Here is an 18,249-nt window from a genome sequence, read left to right on the forward strand (position 1 = left end):
TCGACCTAATTCCGATTTTTTCTTTACGTGCATGTACAGAAAAAATCGTTTTTTAGCGATATTTCGTTATTTTCTTTACACAGCAGTAAAGGAAATGTTGCTTATGAAGATTTTGAAGAGTTATGTTAATTTATGAGCGCGCGAATCCACTAACAGACTGCAGCGCGAGGATTGACGAAGCGATAACAGACGTCAACCACAAGATTCGCAACAATCACAAGCGCAGCCGCAAACAGCGTCACACCAACAAGCACCTGCAAATCAAGATTTTTCACAGAATCAAGAAGCAGAGAACCCAAACCTTGCATAGAGAAAACGCGCTCAGTTATTACAGCACCACCAAGTAAACCGCCCAAATCCAAGCCAAACATAGTCAGCACAGGAAGCATCGCATTAGGCATAGCGTGACGCGTTACAGCCTTCGAACGCGGCATGCCCTTAGCCAAAGCAGTACGCATATAATCCTGCTGCAACTCGTCAAGCATGTGAGCGCGAGTAAGTCGCGTATAGTATGCCGCATTAAGAAGAGCCAAAACAAGCCACGGAAGAAGCAAATGTTGAAGCCAATCTAAAGGACTTTCCGCAAAACTTACGTAACCACCCGTAGGAAAAATCGGAAAATAAACTGCAAAAGCAAGTATTGCAAGCATGCCAATTAAATACGCTGGAGATGAAATCCCTACAGACGAAAGCGCTCGAAGCGCACGGTCAATAAAAGATCCTTCTTTTGCAGCAGAAATAACTCCAGTTGCAACGCCTACAGTAAGCCAAAGAACTGCAGCACCAGTTGCCAACGAAGCAGTTACCACGAAACGACTCATAATAAGATTAGTTACAGGCTCGTTTAGCGTAAACGACCATCCTAAGCATGGACCAGCGCACACGATAGTAGCTCCAGAACTATCTGTGAACTCGCGCCCGAAGAATATGCCACGAATATAGTTTCCAAGCTGCTCATACCAAGGCGCATCAGTTCCCATGAATGCGGAAACTCGCGCCAAACGTTCAGGAGTGCAAGGCTTTCCGCAAGCAAGTTGCGCAGGATTGGCAGGAAGCATAAAGAAAATAAGGAATAACACGACTACAATCAGCGTTAAAACAAGTATTGCGCTTGCTGCACGCTTGCCAATAAAAACAAGAAAATCGGAAATCTTGCCGATTATTCGCAAATTGGCAGCAGATTGATTACTGCTCATTTTCTGCGTATTGATTATATTTTGTTGCGCATTCTGCGCATTCTGCGTATTTTGAGTATTTTGAGTATTTTGAGTATTTTGCTTGTTACTCATTCCGTCACCGCCTTTTTGGAAGCTCGCGGCTGACGAGCACTAGCCAAACCGTCGCCAACAAGATTAAAGCCGAAAGTAAGCAAGAACAGCGCAATTCCAGGGAAAAGAAGATACCAAGGATCAACCAAAACCCACTGAACTGCATCCGCAATAGCGCGTCCCCACGAAGGCGAAGGCGGATTCATGCCCACACCAAGGAATGACAACGCAGCCTCCGCTCCAATACGACCAGGAATAAGAAAAGTCACATTCACCAAAAGAAGAGGCAACATATTCGGCATTATCTGCTCACGCAAAATATGCCATGTGTTCGCACCCATTACGTAAGAAGCCACAGTGAAATTGCGAGATTTTAGCGAAAGCGTTTGTGCTCTAACCAAACGAGCGATGCTTGGCCAGCCAAAAAAGCCTAAAACAAGCGTTAGCAGAATCGGCCGCGGGAAATTTTGCGGCACAACTGCAGACAGCGCAATTGCAAAAATCAGGAATGGAAAACCGAAGAACACATCCATCGTGCGCGAAAGCAAAGTGTCTGCGAAACCACCGAAGTACCCTGCAATCATGCCGATTAGAATGCCGAGGAATAGCGAAATTACAGTAGAAGCTATGCCAATCCCAAGAGAAACGCGCGCTCCATGCGAAATAATCGCGAAAATATCAAGACCACGAAGCGGAGTTACACCGAACCAATGTTGGAAACTAATACCCCCCTGGCCTACTGGAACTGAGTTGGAATCTAATATTTCCGGATGCTCAGAGTAAGGATTATTGCCAGTAATTGTTGTAAAAACGTCGGCAAAAATAGCCAAAATCGCAAAAATAGCAATAATTACAGTTCCAGCAACAATGCCTGTATTAGTTCTTGTAAGAACGGTGACGCCAGATGAATCACGCTTATAGCGTGAACGAAATACACCGCCCCTTCTCATCTTTACTCATTTCGTCACCTGCACTTTCTTTTTGAATATCATGCAATATAAATTAACGCAAAATACAAATCGAGTAAAAATTTGTATTGTTGTCTTATCGACACTATAGGAACCCATGGAAGTATGTAAAGCGGAGTGTCGCATTGAGCTTGCTTCTATAAATAGCCTTTAACCACAATGCGTAAAAAATCTAGGAAAGCCGACTTAAAGCATTTACGATACTTAATGCAAAACAACAATCATTAAAAATAGTTTCAATTGATGCTATTTTACATTAGAATAGACGGTAGAAGGTGAGTATGAATTTTGAGTACGATCCTGCAAAAAGCTTAAAAAATTTAGCTAAACACGGTATCAGTTTCAAAAGAGCCCAAATACTGTGGAACAATGAAACAGCTGAAATAAAATCCAAAAATTCGGGCAATGACAACTCTCGCTACTTAGTTTTTGGAAAGATAGACAGTAAATATTGGACTGCAGTAATAACAAAAAGGAATAATCGAATTCGTATTATTTCTGTAAGAAGATCACGAAAGAAGGAGGAACAATATTATGAAGAACACCACAAAAAGTAGAGAAATAAGCGGAGAAGAAATTGATAGAAAATTCGATAACGGCGAAGACGTACTTGAATACTTTGATTTGGAGCATCCAATTATAGAGAACCACTCTAACGAACAAAAGCACGTCACTTTTATTATGCCTGAATGGATATTGAGAATAATGAAATTCTTTAGAGTAGCTACAACACTGTAGTCAAATAAAGAAGCAAAACTAGAGATAAAACAAAACGTGCCGACGTATTGAAAGATACACCGGCACGTTTTTGTTTAGTTAGATATATGTTTAGTTAGCTGTTAGTTGTGTTTTACGCACGCTTAAGGCTTACACTAAGCTCAGTTGCGCTAGAATCAGCCTCAACAACCTCGAAGCTCGTAGCCAAAGTCTCCTCCGCGATCAAATCGCGGAACTGATTAACTTTAGCAACGTCCGAAACTGGCACGCTCAAAGTCAAAGAGATTCGGTCGCTAATATCCAAACCGTTCTCCTTACGAGCATCCTGAACAGCGCGAATAGCATCGCGAGCATAACCTTCAGCAAGCAAATCGTCCGTCAAAGCAGTGTCAAGCATAACGAAGCCGCCAGTTGGCATTGCAGCAGAAGCAGTATTTTCAGCCGCTTGAGCATCCGAAGACTCAACGCGATTTACAAGCTCATACTCGCCTTCAACAAGCGCAACTTCGCCGTTTGGAGTCTGAACAACAGGAGCGCCAGACTCGTCAACATGCCAATCGCCACTCTTAGAAGACTTAATAGCAAACTGCACTTGCTTGCCCAAACGAGGGCCAGCAGCGCGAGCATTCACCTTAAGCTCGTGAACAATCTTCAAACCGTGGTTGCTTGCGTCTTCCAAAGTGCAGAATGTAACATTCTTCACGTTAAGCTCGCGCTCAAGCACCTGCTCGTAAGGCTCAACAGCAGCAGTATTTTCTGCAACAACCGTCAAGTTTGCAAGAGGCTGACGCACGCGCAACTGCTCAGCTTTACGAAGCGAAAGCGTAGAAGACACAACCTCGCGAACCTTATCCATAGCAGCAACCAAAGCATCGTCGTGCGCAAGAACAGCACCAAGCTCGGTTACTTCGCCGGCCTTAGGATTCTTCTCGCCATCCGAAAGAGTCTCAGGCTCAACCAAATAAGGCCAATCAGCCAAATGCACGGATTCGCCGCCCGTAAGACCGCGCCACACAGCCTCCGCTTCCATAGGAGCAAGAGGAGCAATCACACGCATAAACGCTTCCAAAACCGTGTAAAGCGTGTTGAAAGCAGCTTCATCCTCATTCCAGAAGCGGTCACGGCTGCCGCGAATATACCAGTTAGTAAGAACGTCAATAAAATCGCTAACTGCCGCGCAAGCGTCGCTAATCGCAAAGTCATTCAAGCACTTTTCAACGCTCTCAACAAGCAGACGCGTACGAGCAAGCAAGTAGCGGTCCATATTGCAAAGACCTGCAACCTCATCCGCACGAAGCCTGCGAGCATCGTAACCCTTGCCACCGTTTGCAGCGTTCGCATACAGCGTGAAGAAGTAGTACGAGCTCCAAACCGGAAGCATAACCTGGCGAACCGTATCCCTAATGCCGTCTGCAGTAACAATCAAATTGCCACCGCGCAAAATTGGCGAAGACATAAGGAACCAGCGCATAGCGTCCGAACCGTACTCGTTGAAAACGCCATTAACATCCGGGTAATTGCGCAAATGCTTACTCATCTTCTGGCCGTCTGAACCAAGCACAATACCGTGGCAAATCACGTTCTTAAAAGCTGGGCGGTCAAAAAGCGCCGTAGCCATAATGTGAAGCGTGTAGAACCAGCCGCGAGTCTGACCAATGTATTCAACGATGTAATCGCATGGGAAGTGCTCTTCGAAGAAGTCCTTATTTTCAAACGGATAATGGAACTGTGCAAAAGGCATAGAACCGGACTCAAACCAGCAGTCGAGAACGTCCGTAATACGGTGCATTTGCGACTTTCCGGTAGGATCGTCCGGATTTGGACGAGTAAGGCGATCGATATACGGGCGGTGCATATTCACATTGCCGTCGTCGTCGCGAGGATAATCGCCAAAATCAGCCTTAAGCTCTTCGAGCGAACCGTAAACGTCTACGCGAGGATACTTTGGATCGTCGCTAACCCAAACTGGAATTGGCGAACCCCAGAAGCGGTTACGGCTAATCGACCAGTCGCGAGCGTTAGAAAGCCACTTACCAAACTGGCCGTCCTTAACGTTTCCAGGAATCCAATTAATCTCCTGATTAAGCTCAAGCAAACGCTTCTTAATCTTCGTAACAGACACAAACCAGCTGGAAACAGGCTTATAAATAAGCGGAGTTGCACAACGCCAGCAGTGAGGATAGCTGTGCACGTAGCTTTTTTCTTGGAATAGCAGCGCGCGCTGATCTTCCGGCATTTGAGCAAGCGGGCCGTCTCCCGCACGCAAGTTGCGCAAAATAGGCAAGTTGGCGTCGAAAACGTACAAGCCTTCGTAATCTGGGCAGTCGCTTGTAAACTTGCAGCCTGCGTCGAGCACGTCAACGCTGCGAATTTCGTGCGCGTTAAGCGTGTTCATATCGTCCTCGCCGTAAGGAGCCTGGTGAACGAGGCCAGTACCTTCAGCGGTGTCAACATAATCTGCAGTGAAAATTGTAAAAGCGTTAGGACCAGGAGTGCCGCCTTGTGCGAGCGCAGAATCGCTTGCAAAGTACGGGAATACTGGATAGTAGCGCCAGCCGGCCATATCCGCGCCCTTAAGTTCGCGCACAACCTCGTAATTTTCGCCAAGTTCCTTAGTGTAGGAGCCGAGCAAAGGCTTGCCGATATAGAACTTTTTGCCAGCAAACTTGCCTTCGGTTGGGCGAACTTCCACGTAGTCGATGTCTGCGCCGACTACGATTGCGAAGTTTGTTGGCACAGTCCAAGGAGTAGTGGTCCAGAAGACTGCGTAAGCGTCGGCTTCGTCGCGAAGCTTAACAGCCACGGAAACGGTGGTGTCTTGACGATTCTGGTAAACGTCTGCATCCATACGAAGCTCGTGGGCACTGAGCGGAGTTTGATCCTTCGGGCAGTATGGAAGCACGCGGTAGCCCTTATAAGCCAAGCCCTTGCTGTAAAGCTGCTTAAAGGCCCACATAACGGATTCCATGTATGGAATGTTCAGCGTTTTGTAGCCGCGCTCAAAATCAACCCAGCGCGCCTGACGATGCACGTAGTTTTGCCACTCGTTGGTGTACTTTAAAACGCTGGCACGGCAAGCATCGTTGAACTTTGCGATTCCCATTTTTTCGATTTGCTCAACCGACTCGATGCCGAGCTCCTTCTGCGCTTCCAACTCTGCAGGAAGACCGTGAGTATCCCAACCAAAAACGCGGTTTACTTTGCGGCCGCGCATAGTCTGATAGCGCGGAACAACGTCTTTTGCGTAGCCTGTGAGCAGGTGGCCGTAGTGAGGAAGACCGTTTGCGAATGGAGGGCCATCGAAGAACACGAACTCGTTTTGGCTACCCTTGCCGGACGGGCGGTATTCGATTGACTTGCGGAAAGTGTTGTTTGCATCCCAGTATTGAAGAACGGACTCTTCAAGCTTTGGGAAGGAAGGATTTGGGGCAACTTGCGCGCCGGCGGTTTCTTGTGCAGATGCCGCAACACTTACCTTTGGGTATACGTTATTTGCGGACGCGTTTGCGGACGACTTTTCGGACGCGTTTGCTGCTGGATTAGTGGATTCGCTCACTGTGCTCTCCTCGCTCAACAGGGTGAATATTTCCCTGCGAGGACGACAGTTACGCCGCGGTACCACCTCGCTTGCTACAAGATGATTACGTAACGTGTAGCGCAATGCATAACGCAAGTGCGTAACACAAATATGCAACGCAATCGAACTATTCTCATAGCCTCTCGTGTTTGGCTGTGCGGGCCAACCCCGTCGGTTCTAATAAGCGAAAACCTTACGAATCCTCGCCGTTCTTCCGAAAACTCCCCGCCGATAACGGATCATCGCTTAAGTTAGAAATAATCTAACACTATCCCCTAACATTAGGAATAATTTCGCGACTCGCGAATAATTTTCATAGTTTATATTGAACAAAGCAAATAAGTAATAAAAGTGCCCCGGATCAGAATCGAACTGACGACACCCACTTTAGGAGAGTGGTGCTCTATCCACTGAGCTACCGAGGCAGTGTAGTTGATTGCAGCGCGCAGACGCAAAACGCAAAACGAAACACGCGCACGCATCTTGCAAAGCAACAAATGGCAATTATACACTAAGGCGTGTCTCTGCGGCGCGCTTAATCCTCAAGATTAGACTGCGTGCCGGCTGTAGCCGCCGTTGCCGACTGCTCCGCTTGAGCCGCGTCCAACTTGGCGCGAACCGTGGCAAGCAAACCCTGCGCACGCTTTGCCAGCGCCTCGCCAATCTCCCACTGACGCATGGACTGATCCAGCGTCAAACCGCCAGCTTCCAGCGCCTGAACCGCCTGAACAAGCTTTTCGCGAGCCTCTTCGTACGGCATTGCCTCAATCGCAGCGCGCTCTTCTTTAGTAAGAGTGCTTGCGAATTCTGTGCTTTCTGCGCTATTTGCTGATTCTTCCGCTACTTCTTCTGCTTTCTTCGTTGCTTTCTCGCTCATATCTAACCTTTCGTTGTATCTAAAATATATAAAATATCTAAAAATTTAATTACTTGACTTTTTACTTGACTTTACGGCAGCTACTTTTGCACCAGCAACCTTCGTGCCAGCAACTTTCGTACCAGCAACCTTCGTGCCAGTCACCTTGCCAAGAACCACGCCGCTTTTAAGCGTAACCGTCATATCGTCGCCAACTTTTGCGCATGCCGCGTCGTCAAGCACTCGCCCACCGCCAAGCTGCACAACAGCGTATCCGCGATTCAAAGTCGATTGCGGACTTAACGCAGTCAAGCTCGCGTGAGCCTTCTCAACAGTCAAGCTCGCGTCGTCAAGAAGTCGCACCAAACCGTGACGCATTCGCTCAACAGCCTGCTCAACCAAGCGCTCGTGCGGCTCAAGCATAGTGCTCGGGCGCGTAAGGCTCGGGCGGTTCGCGTAACCTTCAACGAGACGAATCTCATTGTCGACGCGCGCAGAAATTCGCATGCGCATAGTTTGCAGCGCGTTATCAATAAGCTGCCACTGCTCGCGAACGTCCGGAACCACGCGCTTTGCAGCATCCGTAGGGGTCGAAGCGCGCAAATCCGCCGCCAAATCAATAAGCGTCCAATCGTCCTCGTGGCCGATTGCAGACACAATCGGAGTTACGCACGCGGCCGTAGCGCGTACCACGCCCTCGTCCGAAAAACCAATCAAATCCTCAAAGCTGCCGCCGCCGCGAGCAACGATAATAACGTCAACCTCCGGGTCCGCGTCGAGCTGCTTAATCGCGGCAATAACGTCCGCTGGGCACTGCACGCCCTGCACGTGCGCGTGAACAACCTTGAAGCGCGTAACAGGCCAACGCAAATTCACGTTCGTAATAACATCGCCCTCAGCGCGAGCTTGAGGAGCACACACGAGGCCGATACACTTAGGAAACTCCGGCAGCGGAAACTTATTTTCCGCGTCAAATAGGCCTTCGCCCTTAAGTTTTTTGCGCAACTCGTCGATTTGCGCTTTTAAATCGCCGGCACCAACGCGACGGATTTCATCCGCAACGAAGCTCAAACGCGTGGCTTTTACCCAAATATCGGCCTTGCCGTGAACGACTACGCGGTCGCCCTGGCGAAGATCGCGCGCCTGCTGCACAAAATTACTAAAGCCCATTACGGAAATCGAGACTTCTTCGTTGCTGTCGCGAAGGGTGATGTAGCCGGAAGAGGCGCGGCGCATGTTGATTTCGACGATTTGACCCTCGATCCACGCGGCTGGCCAGCGTTCGACGGCGCTGTGGAACTTTTGGCTTAAGATGGCGACGGGCCACGGGTTTTCGGCGGTTGTGTCGGCGGCTTTAAGAGGGAGGGGGCGCGGGTGAGGCTGCGTCTGGGCGAACGTTTGCTGCAGCTGGGCAAACGTTTGCTGCGGCCGCTCAAGCGGCGCAAGATTTTGTGGCGGCTGCTCAAGCGGCGCATCATCCTGGAATAATTGCGGCATCATATTCGACGAGGTCATAATTCAAGATTGACTGCTAAGAGGGACAAGAGGGCTTCGTTGCGTGTGGAGATTGATACGAAAAAACCCAAGCACGAAGCTTGGGTTTTGTTTGTGCCCCCTCAGGGATTCGAACCCTGGACACGCTGATTAAGAGTCAGCTGCTCTAACCAACTGAGCTAAAGGGGCGTTGGTTATCTTGGCCCGCTTTGCGAACCGAGTAACTACTATACTCAGAATGAGCTTGAGCGCAAGCCGGCGTGTCGCATTGCTCTTGCTTGAAGCTGCATTGTGCGCTTCAAGCAAGCTCAATGCGGTAGCGACGACTCAATGCCGAAAGCACAGTGTGCTTTCAGTGTCGGAGCGCAAACGATTGTGCTTTCTTTATATTCTTAAGAAAGCACAATCTGACGAGCAAAGAAGCGCACTTCTCGATACACTAATGCGGTAGCGCTTGCTCAATGTGGAAAGTCCAGTGGACTTTCCACGCAAGCGCGCACACGATTACGCTTTCTTTATTTCTTAATAAAGCGTAATCTGACGGCCAATAATCCAATAAAACACAAATACAATTGACTAGCTTGTCGCTCAAGCGTAGCGCTCCAAACGCGCGCGACGACCTGCTTGAGCGCTGCGATTTAGCGCGCGAGCAGACTCTGCAAAATCAGCCAACTTCATAATTCCTCCAATAAATAAACAAGGAGCAAAGAGCACTCCCGCCTTACTAAAGGATGAAAGTGCTCTTTGTTTATTTATTTTTGTTTATTTACTTGCTTGCGTGCGTATGATGGCGGCGAGTTTTAAACGTTACAGCACCGCTTGCAAGCAACACCATAAACGTCACAACCATGCCAATCACACTGCTACCAGTCATCGCCAAGTCAGAAGTCATCTTCTTGGCGGCAGACTTAGCGGCAGCCTGCTCCTTTTCAGCAGCCTTCTGCTTTGCAGCAGCGTTGCCATTCGCAGCGCCTGCGTTGCCGGATGCAGCACCTGCGTTGGCACTTCCGTTGGAGGCATTTCCGTCTGTACCAACGTAAGTAGTGCCAGTAAATGTGCCAAATCCAGAACCAGCACCTAACCCGTTACCGAATCCAGTACCAAGCCCGTTGCTGAATCCAGTACCAGAATGAAGCTCCGAATACTTCAGGTTAATCTCTGCAACTGTTTCATCGAACGCTGTAGCATTCTCAGGAACAACCCACACGTTAGCCCAAGCAAGCTGCTCACCTTTATCGTTAAGCAAAACAATCGTATGCTTACCGAAGTAGCCAGCTGGAATCACAATATTAAACTGAGGTTGACCATTCTTATCCAAAGTTACCTTCACATACTTAGATCCATCTGCGCCCTTCAATAACACAGGCGAAGAATACATGTAAGCATAAGCGTAAGCAACCTTGTTTTTCTTAAGTTCCTTGATGAACTCGCTCGTGGCAGAAGAGGCCTTAGTCTTGTGAGACTTAGAGCCAGCATCACCCTTAGCAGGAGCATCCATGCCAGCGAAATACAACTTCACAGGGTTGCTCTTACCAGCACGAACAACATTATTCATATGTTCACCAGCAACAAGGCTTACCTTAAGCGACTGATCTAGCTTTGCGGTAGACTCAGGAGCTTTAGGTGCTGGAGTTAAAGCGGAAGGAGGATTGACAGTTACAGAGGAGGAACCATGATCGTTTCCATGACCATCATTCGACTTTTTTTCAACGACGAATTCTGCGGAAGTATTCTTCGTTGCAACGTTACCCGCATAATCAACAGCTTCAACTGTGATTAAGTGCTTTCCGGCAGAAAGTGAATTGAAATCAACATCTACCTTCAGCGGATCCTTCAGATCTTTCAGATCGGCAAAAGTAGCATCGTAAGGATTATTCTTACTCAGCTTAATATCCGTTTCTTTAAGACCATTACTTGCATGATTTACTTCTTTACCATCAATCTTCACTCGCAATAACTTCAAATGATCATCTTTAGCTGTTACAGAAATCTTACGATTTGCTTCAACATGATCATTGTCCTTTATTCCAAGTGTCACAGAAGGAGCATCCTTATCAACAACAACAGGAGCACGACCATACAGTGCGCTAGACATCTGATCGATGGCTTGGATTAATACAAACTCTCCATTTTTAACTTCAACATCTCTATCGAAGCTCTGAGCATTAGTTTCTTTGCCTTTAGAATCAGTACTGAAGTTGTCTGAAGCAATAAGATTATTAATCTTAAGAGTATAGCCAGCAAAATCATCACTAATAACACCCTTGAATTTCACAGTGTCATTATTAGTAAATATTCTGCCACCATACAACTTTGGAGTACTAAACATTACTTCTGGAGCCTGTCTGTCGAAGTAGAAAGCAACTGGAGTGTCTAATACCACATCACTTCCCTCTTTGACAATCATCCTAAAGTCATTTATTCCAGGATGCATTGGCAGAGTTACCGTGAATGTAGAATCAGCATTTGCATTAGTGGACTTAGTGATTGTTGCAGCTATAGGATCAAAATCCTCATACCCCGAACCATCATCTTTAACTCGATTAGCTTTTGTAAATAGCATTTCTGTAGCTTTGTTACTTACTTTGCCTTTTGCAGTAAATGAATTGAGCGAAGTACCACTATTTCCAGGAACAATCCAGTTGTATGATTCTAAGCTGTTAGCATTACTCAGTGAAATATTATAAAGCTTTGGCTTTGTTGGTATAACGCGATTAGCAAAACCTACATTCTGAGTAGCTGTGTTAACTCCATCACTAGCAACCAAGGTAACTGAATATGTACTAGCAGATGGAGTAACTTTTACAGTAAATGAGCCATCAGTAGCAACATTTACAGGCTCTTCCACTTGTTCAGTCTGGACTTCACCGCCAACAACCTCATCCTTACTATACTTAACAGTAAGCGTGAGCTTCTGCTTTGGAGTAGTATCGTCCTTAACTTCACCTTTAACCTCTACTGCACCATTTTGGTCAATTGTTATATTCCCATTACTATCTGCATTAGTTAGTTTAATTGTTGGTGCATTTTCGTCGAAATTAGTTACAAGAGTTTCAACCACTTCTTTATTATCAGAACCTTTTGCCTTAACTTTTATTGTATTAGCACCTGATTTAATAGGAGCAGTAAAGCTAAATTCAGAATCATCTGTCTTAACAGCTAATTCTTCTTCTGCTTCAGTTCCTGATTGAACATAAGCTTTCACATCCTTGCAACCATCAGCAATACGTCCAGAGATTTCGATGCTGTATTTATCAACACCGTTATCTTTTTTAGCAGTGACATCCTTAATGCCAATATTCTTAAGATTAACCTCATTATTTATGAGAATCTTTTTATTAGCAAATCCCTTAAACACTTTGGAAGTATTGGTTTCATTGAAACCGCCATCATGCAAACTGACATTGACATAATAAGCATCCTTACCTACATTAACTTTGCAAGTGCGAGTATAGCCATTTGCGTCATGAGTTTCACTGCAGTACTTCTCATCAACCTTGACATAATCACTGTTACCATTAACTCTTACACCTGGCTCACTCAACGTTTCACTTAACTCATCATGAGCTGTAATGGTAATTTCACCATCTTTATCAGGTTCGCTAATTGTAACTGTTGGAGCTTTAGTATCAAGGTTAAAATGCATATCAGTCGTCTGGCACATATCCTTAGTCAAGCAAGCTTTTACTCGATAAATATATTTGCCATCAGGAAGCTTCTTATTCCAATGCGCGATATCAGTAGATGTCTTATCATAAATAGTTCCATCAAATTCAACAGAACTATTTAATGCTCTTGGATCGCGTAATAATTCTGAGAAATTAGAACGAGAAACGTCATGTTCCTCTCCTACTTCTGCAACAGTCTTACCAGAATTATCCAAAACAGAATACTGTATTAAACTTGCATTACGGAATAATGCTAATGATGGTCGTATCTTATCAAATAACTCATCACCATTTGGAGAAAATTCTAAATGATCAGGAGCTTCATCATTAACTTGCACATCACCAAAATAACTTTCAGCAATCAGCGAAGTAGTCATATTAATTGCATTTTGAAGATACTCTTCACCAGGCTTTACAAGAATTGGTTCCTTATCCCAATTGCCAACAAAGCCAAGATATGGAACAGCCAAATCTGGTTCCCCAGAAGTCTTTGAAGTAAAACGCGCCCAACCTTCAACATAATGGTCGCGAGTCACGTCTGGAGTTAATGTAAACTCTACTTCCTTTTCTGACTTAGGATCTACTGTAACCGTATTAGTCGAAGAAGCTAATGTTTCTGAGCTAATAGAGGTAGTAGTTTCTGCATTAGCATTATTAGATTCATTAACAACATTTTGTTTAGGAACTTCATAAGTTACAGCCTTATCTCCATAATTATGCAGTTTAACAGTGAACTTACGATCTCCATTAACCTGGCGTAGAGCCACATACGCATTGCCATCGACTGTTGCAATCACGTTAGTAGCAACAGCTTTATCAACCTGAGCTAAACCAGCACCGATTTGACGAGGAGCAAATGGTACATTGCTGGAATTATTGAGAATCTCAGCCGTATTCATCAAGGCTTGTTCAACACGAGTAGCACGATCTTTAGCAGAAAGCTCAGAGAAGCGCTTCTTATAGCTTTCCATCACCAAAGCTGAAAGACCGGAAACGTTTGGAGCAGCCATGGAAGTACCAGACATATTAGTGTACTTGTTGTTGTTCTGAGTAGACCACACGTTACCGCCGATGCCAGCAATATGAGGCTTAAAATCAAGTTCTGGCGTTGGACCCCAAGAAGTAAAGCTAGAAGGATGCAACTTATCAGGATTTGCAATGCCCATTGTCTTATCAGAGAAGGAAACCTTAACTGTACCACTTGCATTAGCTTTGAGTGCATCAACAATCTTTAAAGCATCTTCACGACGAATTGATGCTCCAAAGCATGTGAACTTATCAACTCCAGCCATGCCAAGGAACTGTGCCGAATCGCCAGCTTTGTTATAAACGATTACACCATCAGCACCCTTATCAATAGCATTCTGGAATTTTTCACTAAATGCTATTGCGCCACGTTCAACTAAAGCGTACTTTCCATGAAGATCCAAATCCTTAACTTCATCTTTTTTGCCAAGACCGATGTTCACAATCTCATGTTCTTTACCATCAGCTTTTCCTGAGGCTATAGAGTAAGGAATCTCAGTTGTCTTATTAGCTTTATCCGTATATGAACCAGCGGTTTGAATAATATAAGAATTTTCTACAGAAGCAACGCTGAAAGCAGAAGGATAAGAAGATGGTGAACCAAGAGTTGCATCATCCCACTTTCCTAATGCATCATTAGTTCCTCCAGATGTAGAGAAGCTTAAACCGGAGTTTCCTGCAGAAATAACTGGAAGCACACCAGCTTCGCGAGCCTTCTTTAAAGCGAGAGATGTAGCGTTAGAAGTTCCACCAAAACCGTTATCTGAGCCGAGAGACATGTTGATAACGTCCGCATGAAGCTTTACAGAATCCTCAATTGCAGCAACTATATCAGCATCACGAGCTCCGTGCGCTCCCGGCTTATTTGAAAATACTTTCATTGCAAGTAGCTGAGCATTTGGAGCAATGCCGTTAATATGACCGTTTTTATCAGCTGGCTTATTCTCATCATCACCATTAGCTGCCACAATACCAGCTACGTGCATGCCATGCTGTTCTGCACCACTATCTGTAATAGTGTAGTTTTCATCAGCATAGTTGAATCCAGCAGGAACTTTATTAGTGAACTTTACACCATTAGACGGGAATGTCTTCTGAATCTTACGAGCTTTTTCAGCTTTGAAATCAAGCTTCATATCATGGTGACTTGGATCAATACCAGTGTCGATGATAGACACAAGCATTCCAGTTCCATCAAGTCCACGCTTCTTAAATTCTTCGTTTACACCCTGCAAGCCGCGAGCATAATTTTCAAGAGGGTAATACAAACGTTCTTTTGCAACGGAAGCTACCTCGTGTTCGTGGCGTAAAGCCGCAACTTTGTTAGCTGGTAATGTTGCTTCAAAACCATTCATCAGGTAACCAAATTGGCGACGTACTGTCATGCCATATTTTGAAGACCATTTTCCAATAAGACGATTCTGGTCAGCTTTATTACTGTTTTCAGATTGTTTCGAAGGAAGTTTTGGCTGTTTCTTCAAAGTAACAATAACAGTTACAGGCTTATTAGAAGAACCAGTCCTATTAAATGGATTATTAACTATTCTGCTAACAATCTTAGAATCAAGATACTTGGTTGTTTTATTATTCTTATTCTTTTGATTTACAACTTGTGCGAGATTATTGTTCTCAGCACTATTGTCTTTAGCATTTGCTGTAGCAAGTGGCACCATAAGCGTAGCGGCTGCTACGCTTAATGCCGCTAAACGAGTCAGATATGACGTTCGTTTGAACTTCATAAACATACTCTCCTTCAAAATAGTGGTTAACTACCCAATGAAAAGTGCTCATAGATAATTCACAAGAAAATGTTGGGAATGATCCCAAATTCTGCAAGTGAAATTTCCTTGGAAACCTTATGCAATATATGCAAAATTTCCAGCACAATTTCATCTATAGGTGTAAATATTTTTGTTACGCTCATTTAAAGCATTTCCGCTAAATATCAAATGGGAAGATATACCCCCCACCCATATAAATCAACAAATAATGCCACTTTTCAGCAGATGCAACAAAAATATTTTTCACAAACTTTAGCACTGTTTGAGACAGAAACAATTCCAAATAAATTGCGTTTTCACAAACAAAAATATGAAGAAAATCACATTTTATATAAAAAATGGCTTAATTTAGCCCTTTTTACACAAATATTTTCTGCGATGTCAACATAGAAAAAATTCTGTATTAACATATAATTTACATGAAACTTGAGAAAAAATACATAATGTTACTATTTTTTAAGAAATTTAGAGCTAATTACCAACAAATGTTAGTGCGTTGCGCAATATAAACCGTAAATTTTTCAGCCAACCGACGATAGATACAAACGGCAGAAACTTTACACGGTGAGAGCGTTACCCCACATTTGTCAAAACACAACCCAAAACCCTCCAAATGCGAGAAACTCACCCCACATTTGGAGGGTTTGAGGCCGTGTAGCGCTCCAAACGCGCGCGACGATTTGCGCTACCCGCGCCGCAACTTACGCAGCACACTGCGCGACACCGCCAGCAAATGCCGTCCGCGCACATAAATCTCATCGCGCTTCTTACGCCACAAAGTCGCAACCATCGTCGCCAACACCGCAAACGTCAGAATCATAGCGAGCACAAACAGCGTCATCCAAAGCGGCCACTGCACACGGTCCTCCGGCGCCTTCACCGGATCCGGCAGCACGCGGTAGCCCGTCACCAACAGTCTGTGCGAGTTAACGCCATACGGGGTACACGTAAGCAGCGTCGCAAGGTCGCGCCCCTTCTCGCGCTGCAGCAAGCTTATGTCGTGCGGATCGACCACGCTAATGCGAAACACCTTGTAACGCAGCGTCTCCCCCTGCACATCAAAGTAAAAATAGTCGCCCTTCTTCAAATTCACCAAATCATCGAACATCGTGGCATCCGGCAAACCCGTATGCGCCGTCACCACCGCATGACGATTCTTACCACCCACCGGCAAATCCGTGCCATACAAGTGGCCCGCACCATGCGCCAAAACCTCCTGCGAACTACCGTGGTAAATCGGCAGCTTCACGCCAATCTTCGGAATCTTCACAATACCCATAATGCCCATAGGCTCATCAAGCTGCTTGGCGTACTCCTTATACTCCGGCTTATTCATGTAATCCGTCGTACCATCGTAAGGATCAGACGTAATAATCGCCTTATGACGCGCATTATAGCGGCGAGCCGCGCGCAGATGAGCACGACGCACATCACCAGCCTGATCGTGATTATACTTATCGTACTCGGAAGAAATTTCCTTAGAAACGCGATTATTCCAAAGCGTAGAACACACCGGATACGCAAAACACAACAATCCCGCGAGCACGAAGGCTATTGGCTCAACGATTTTACGGAGCATAGATTTTTGCTGGGATTTGTGGGAGGCGTGGGGTTTCGGTTGGTTTGGTGCGGTAGTTGCGTTATTTTCGGTTTCGGTGGTTGCGGTTGGGTTGGTTTCGGTTAAGTTGGTTGCGTTAGTTTGAGTTGCGTTGGTTTGGTTTTTGAAAAGCTTGTTTTGGGAGATTTTGTTGAGGAAAGCATATACTTTCGTAACGGCGCTGTTTAATTTCATGCTTCCTCCGTTTCGTGTGATTTTACTTATCTTAAATTTATAGGTTTTTAATATCGTCTATGAGTTTTGTAACTGATTTAGTTTTTCGGTTTTGACGAGGCTGGAAAATTTGTGTTTGCGCAAGTCCCGTCCTTCGTCGCTTTAACTGTGAAAAGAGTTTGGTGTGTTCGCCTATCTTTTAACAATGTTGCTTCCTCAGTCCTCTTTTATTGCTGAACACAATTTTTCCAGCCTCTCAACATATTAACCTATAACACAAAACTCATAGACTCGTTAAGTTTGTTACGAAAAGTGCGTGGTTTACTAAGTGCAACTAAAGTCACACAATTAAGCTTCGGATGGGTTGGTGGTTGAGAGTGGGTTTGGAGTGGCGTGTGCAGCAGCACGAATGTTAGTGTTCGCTGATCAACAGGAATCAGCATCAGCAGAGCACTGGTGCAAAGCTACATTAGCATAGTCTGCAGGTGATCAGCTTAGCGCAACACTACCTACCGAAATTACTACGACGAACTAAGTTACAGTTGCGAATACGTATACTTATTTTCTTAGGATTTGATTGAGCCGGGTTATTTATTTTCTTAAGTTCATCTTCAGCAAGCTTCATTTCCTCATAACAAATACATTCCGCATAAACGATAATCCACTGCACAAACAATGCAATCATGCAAATAGACATAATGCTCACAAAAGAATAATCATTCATTTCCATTTTAAGTACGTACGCAATGAATACTCCTACAAAAAATGAAAGAATAAATCCAGAAGAAAAGCAATGACAAAAATTGTAATTAAACCTTACTCTCGAAAGTTTTTCTTTTAACGCTTTTTCGTCGTGTTTGATTTCACCTAAATCATTCTTATACTCATCTAATGCATGTTCAAACATATTAACTTCTTGTTTAATAAATGATTAATTGTTGTTATTGATTATTTTTCTTTCCGAACGGAAAGAAAAATAAGACAGCAGACTGCACTGTGCGAAGAAGAGGGATGCTCGCGCAAAGCGCGAACACAGTGCAGCCTGCTGAGTATTTAATTATAGCCAGGCGATTAAAATCTCGCGCGAAGCGCGTTTACAGCTTTAATCGCCTAGCTGATTGCA

The 18,249-nt window shown here is 45.0% G+C and carries 11 protein-coding genes and 2 tRNA genes; 3 read left to right on the top strand and 10 right to left on the bottom strand.

Translation table 11 applies throughout. The features are described from left to right. Window positions 1–149: 149 nt before the first annotated feature. Window positions 150–1,196 (bottom strand): ABC transporter permease, encoded by a 1,047-nt coding sequence (locus tag ACLD6A_RS03855; protein WP_410313792.1) that lies wholly within the window; start codon window positions 1,194–1,196, stop codon window positions 150–152. Window positions 1,197–1,285: 89 nt separating this feature from the next. After that, window positions 1,286–2,218 (bottom strand): ABC transporter permease, encoded by a 933-nt coding sequence (locus ACLD6A_RS03860; RefSeq protein ID WP_004134533.1) that lies wholly within the window; start codon window positions 2,216–2,218, stop codon window positions 1,286–1,288. 299 nt (window positions 2,219–2,517) lie between these two features. Between ACLD6A_RS03860 and ACLD6A_RS03865 the strand changes: the two genes are divergently transcribed. Both ACLD6A_RS03865 and ACLD6A_RS03870 read left to right on the top strand, forming a co-directional pair. Beyond that, window positions 2,518–2,793: a BrnT family toxin gene (locus ACLD6A_RS03865; protein WP_410313793.1), complete on the top strand. Its 276-nt coding sequence runs from the start codon at window positions 2,518–2,520 to the stop codon at window positions 2,791–2,793. Continuing rightward, window positions 2,771–2,974, top strand: a complete 204-nt coding sequence (locus tag ACLD6A_RS03870; protein WP_004134528.1) for a hypothetical protein — start codon at window positions 2,771–2,773, stop codon at window positions 2,972–2,974. Before ACLD6A_RS03865 ends, ACLD6A_RS03870 begins: the two co-directional genes overlap by 23 nt. Before the next feature lie 112 nt (window positions 2,975–3,086). Here ACLD6A_RS03870 and ileS read toward each other — a convergent pair whose 3' ends face one another. The 6 genes from ileS to ACLD6A_RS03900 form a co-directional block, all read right to left on the bottom strand. Beyond that, window positions 3,087–6,509, bottom strand: coding sequence for a mupirocin-resistant isoleucine--tRNA ligase (ileS, locus tag ACLD6A_RS03875; protein WP_410313652.1), 3,423 nt, complete (start codon window positions 6,507–6,509; stop codon window positions 3,087–3,089). Between the two features lie 373 nt (window positions 6,510–6,882). Beyond that, window positions 6,883–6,955, bottom strand: a tRNA-Arg gene (locus tag ACLD6A_RS03880). A 110-nt stretch (window positions 6,956–7,065) separates the two neighbouring features. Continuing rightward, window positions 7,066–7,407, bottom strand: a complete 342-nt coding sequence (locus ACLD6A_RS03885; RefSeq protein WP_410313653.1) for an exodeoxyribonuclease VII small subunit — start codon at window positions 7,405–7,407, stop codon at window positions 7,066–7,068. 45 nt (window positions 7,408–7,452) lie between these two features. Then, on the bottom strand, window positions 7,453–8,886 hold the full coding sequence (gene xseA / locus ACLD6A_RS03890) for an exodeoxyribonuclease VII large subunit (protein WP_410313794.1): 1,434 nt from the start codon (window positions 8,884–8,886) through the stop codon (window positions 7,453–7,455). A gap of 109 nt (window positions 8,887–8,995) precedes the next feature. Further along, a tRNA-Lys gene (locus ACLD6A_RS03895) sits at window positions 8,996–9,069 on the bottom strand. A gap of 577 nt (window positions 9,070–9,646) precedes the next feature. Further along, on the bottom strand, window positions 9,647–15,313 hold the full coding sequence (locus tag ACLD6A_RS03900; RefSeq protein WP_410313654.1) for a S8 family serine peptidase: 5,667 nt from the start codon (window positions 15,311–15,313) through the stop codon (window positions 9,647–9,649). A 210-nt stretch (window positions 15,314–15,523) separates the two neighbouring features. Here ACLD6A_RS03900 and ACLD6A_RS03905 point away from each other — a divergent pair, with 210 nt between their 5' ends. Continuing rightward, window positions 15,524–15,745, top strand: a complete 222-nt coding sequence (locus ACLD6A_RS03905; protein WP_019260807.1) for a hypothetical protein — start codon at window positions 15,524–15,526, stop codon at window positions 15,743–15,745. Window positions 15,746–16,040: 295 nt separating this feature from the next. Here the strand turns inward: ACLD6A_RS03905 and ACLD6A_RS03910 are convergent, their stop codons facing one another. Continuing rightward, complete coding sequence (locus ACLD6A_RS03910; protein ID WP_410313655.1) at window positions 16,041–17,147, bottom strand: class C sortase; 1,107 nt, start codon at window positions 17,145–17,147, stop codon at window positions 16,041–16,043. A gap of 484 nt (window positions 17,148–17,631) precedes the next feature. Further along, window positions 17,632–18,033 carry a hypothetical protein gene (locus ACLD6A_RS03915; RefSeq protein ID WP_410313656.1) on the bottom strand — a complete coding sequence of 134 codons (402 nt, stop codon included), beginning with the start codon at window positions 18,031–18,033 and terminating at the stop codon, window positions 17,632–17,634. Window positions 18,034–18,249 lie beyond the last annotated feature (216 nt).

The organism is Gardnerella sp. Marseille-Q9691 (assembly GCF_046507715.1).
Taxonomy (GTDB): Bacteria; Actinomycetota; Actinomycetes; order Actinomycetales; family Bifidobacteriaceae; genus Bifidobacterium; species Bifidobacterium greenwoodii.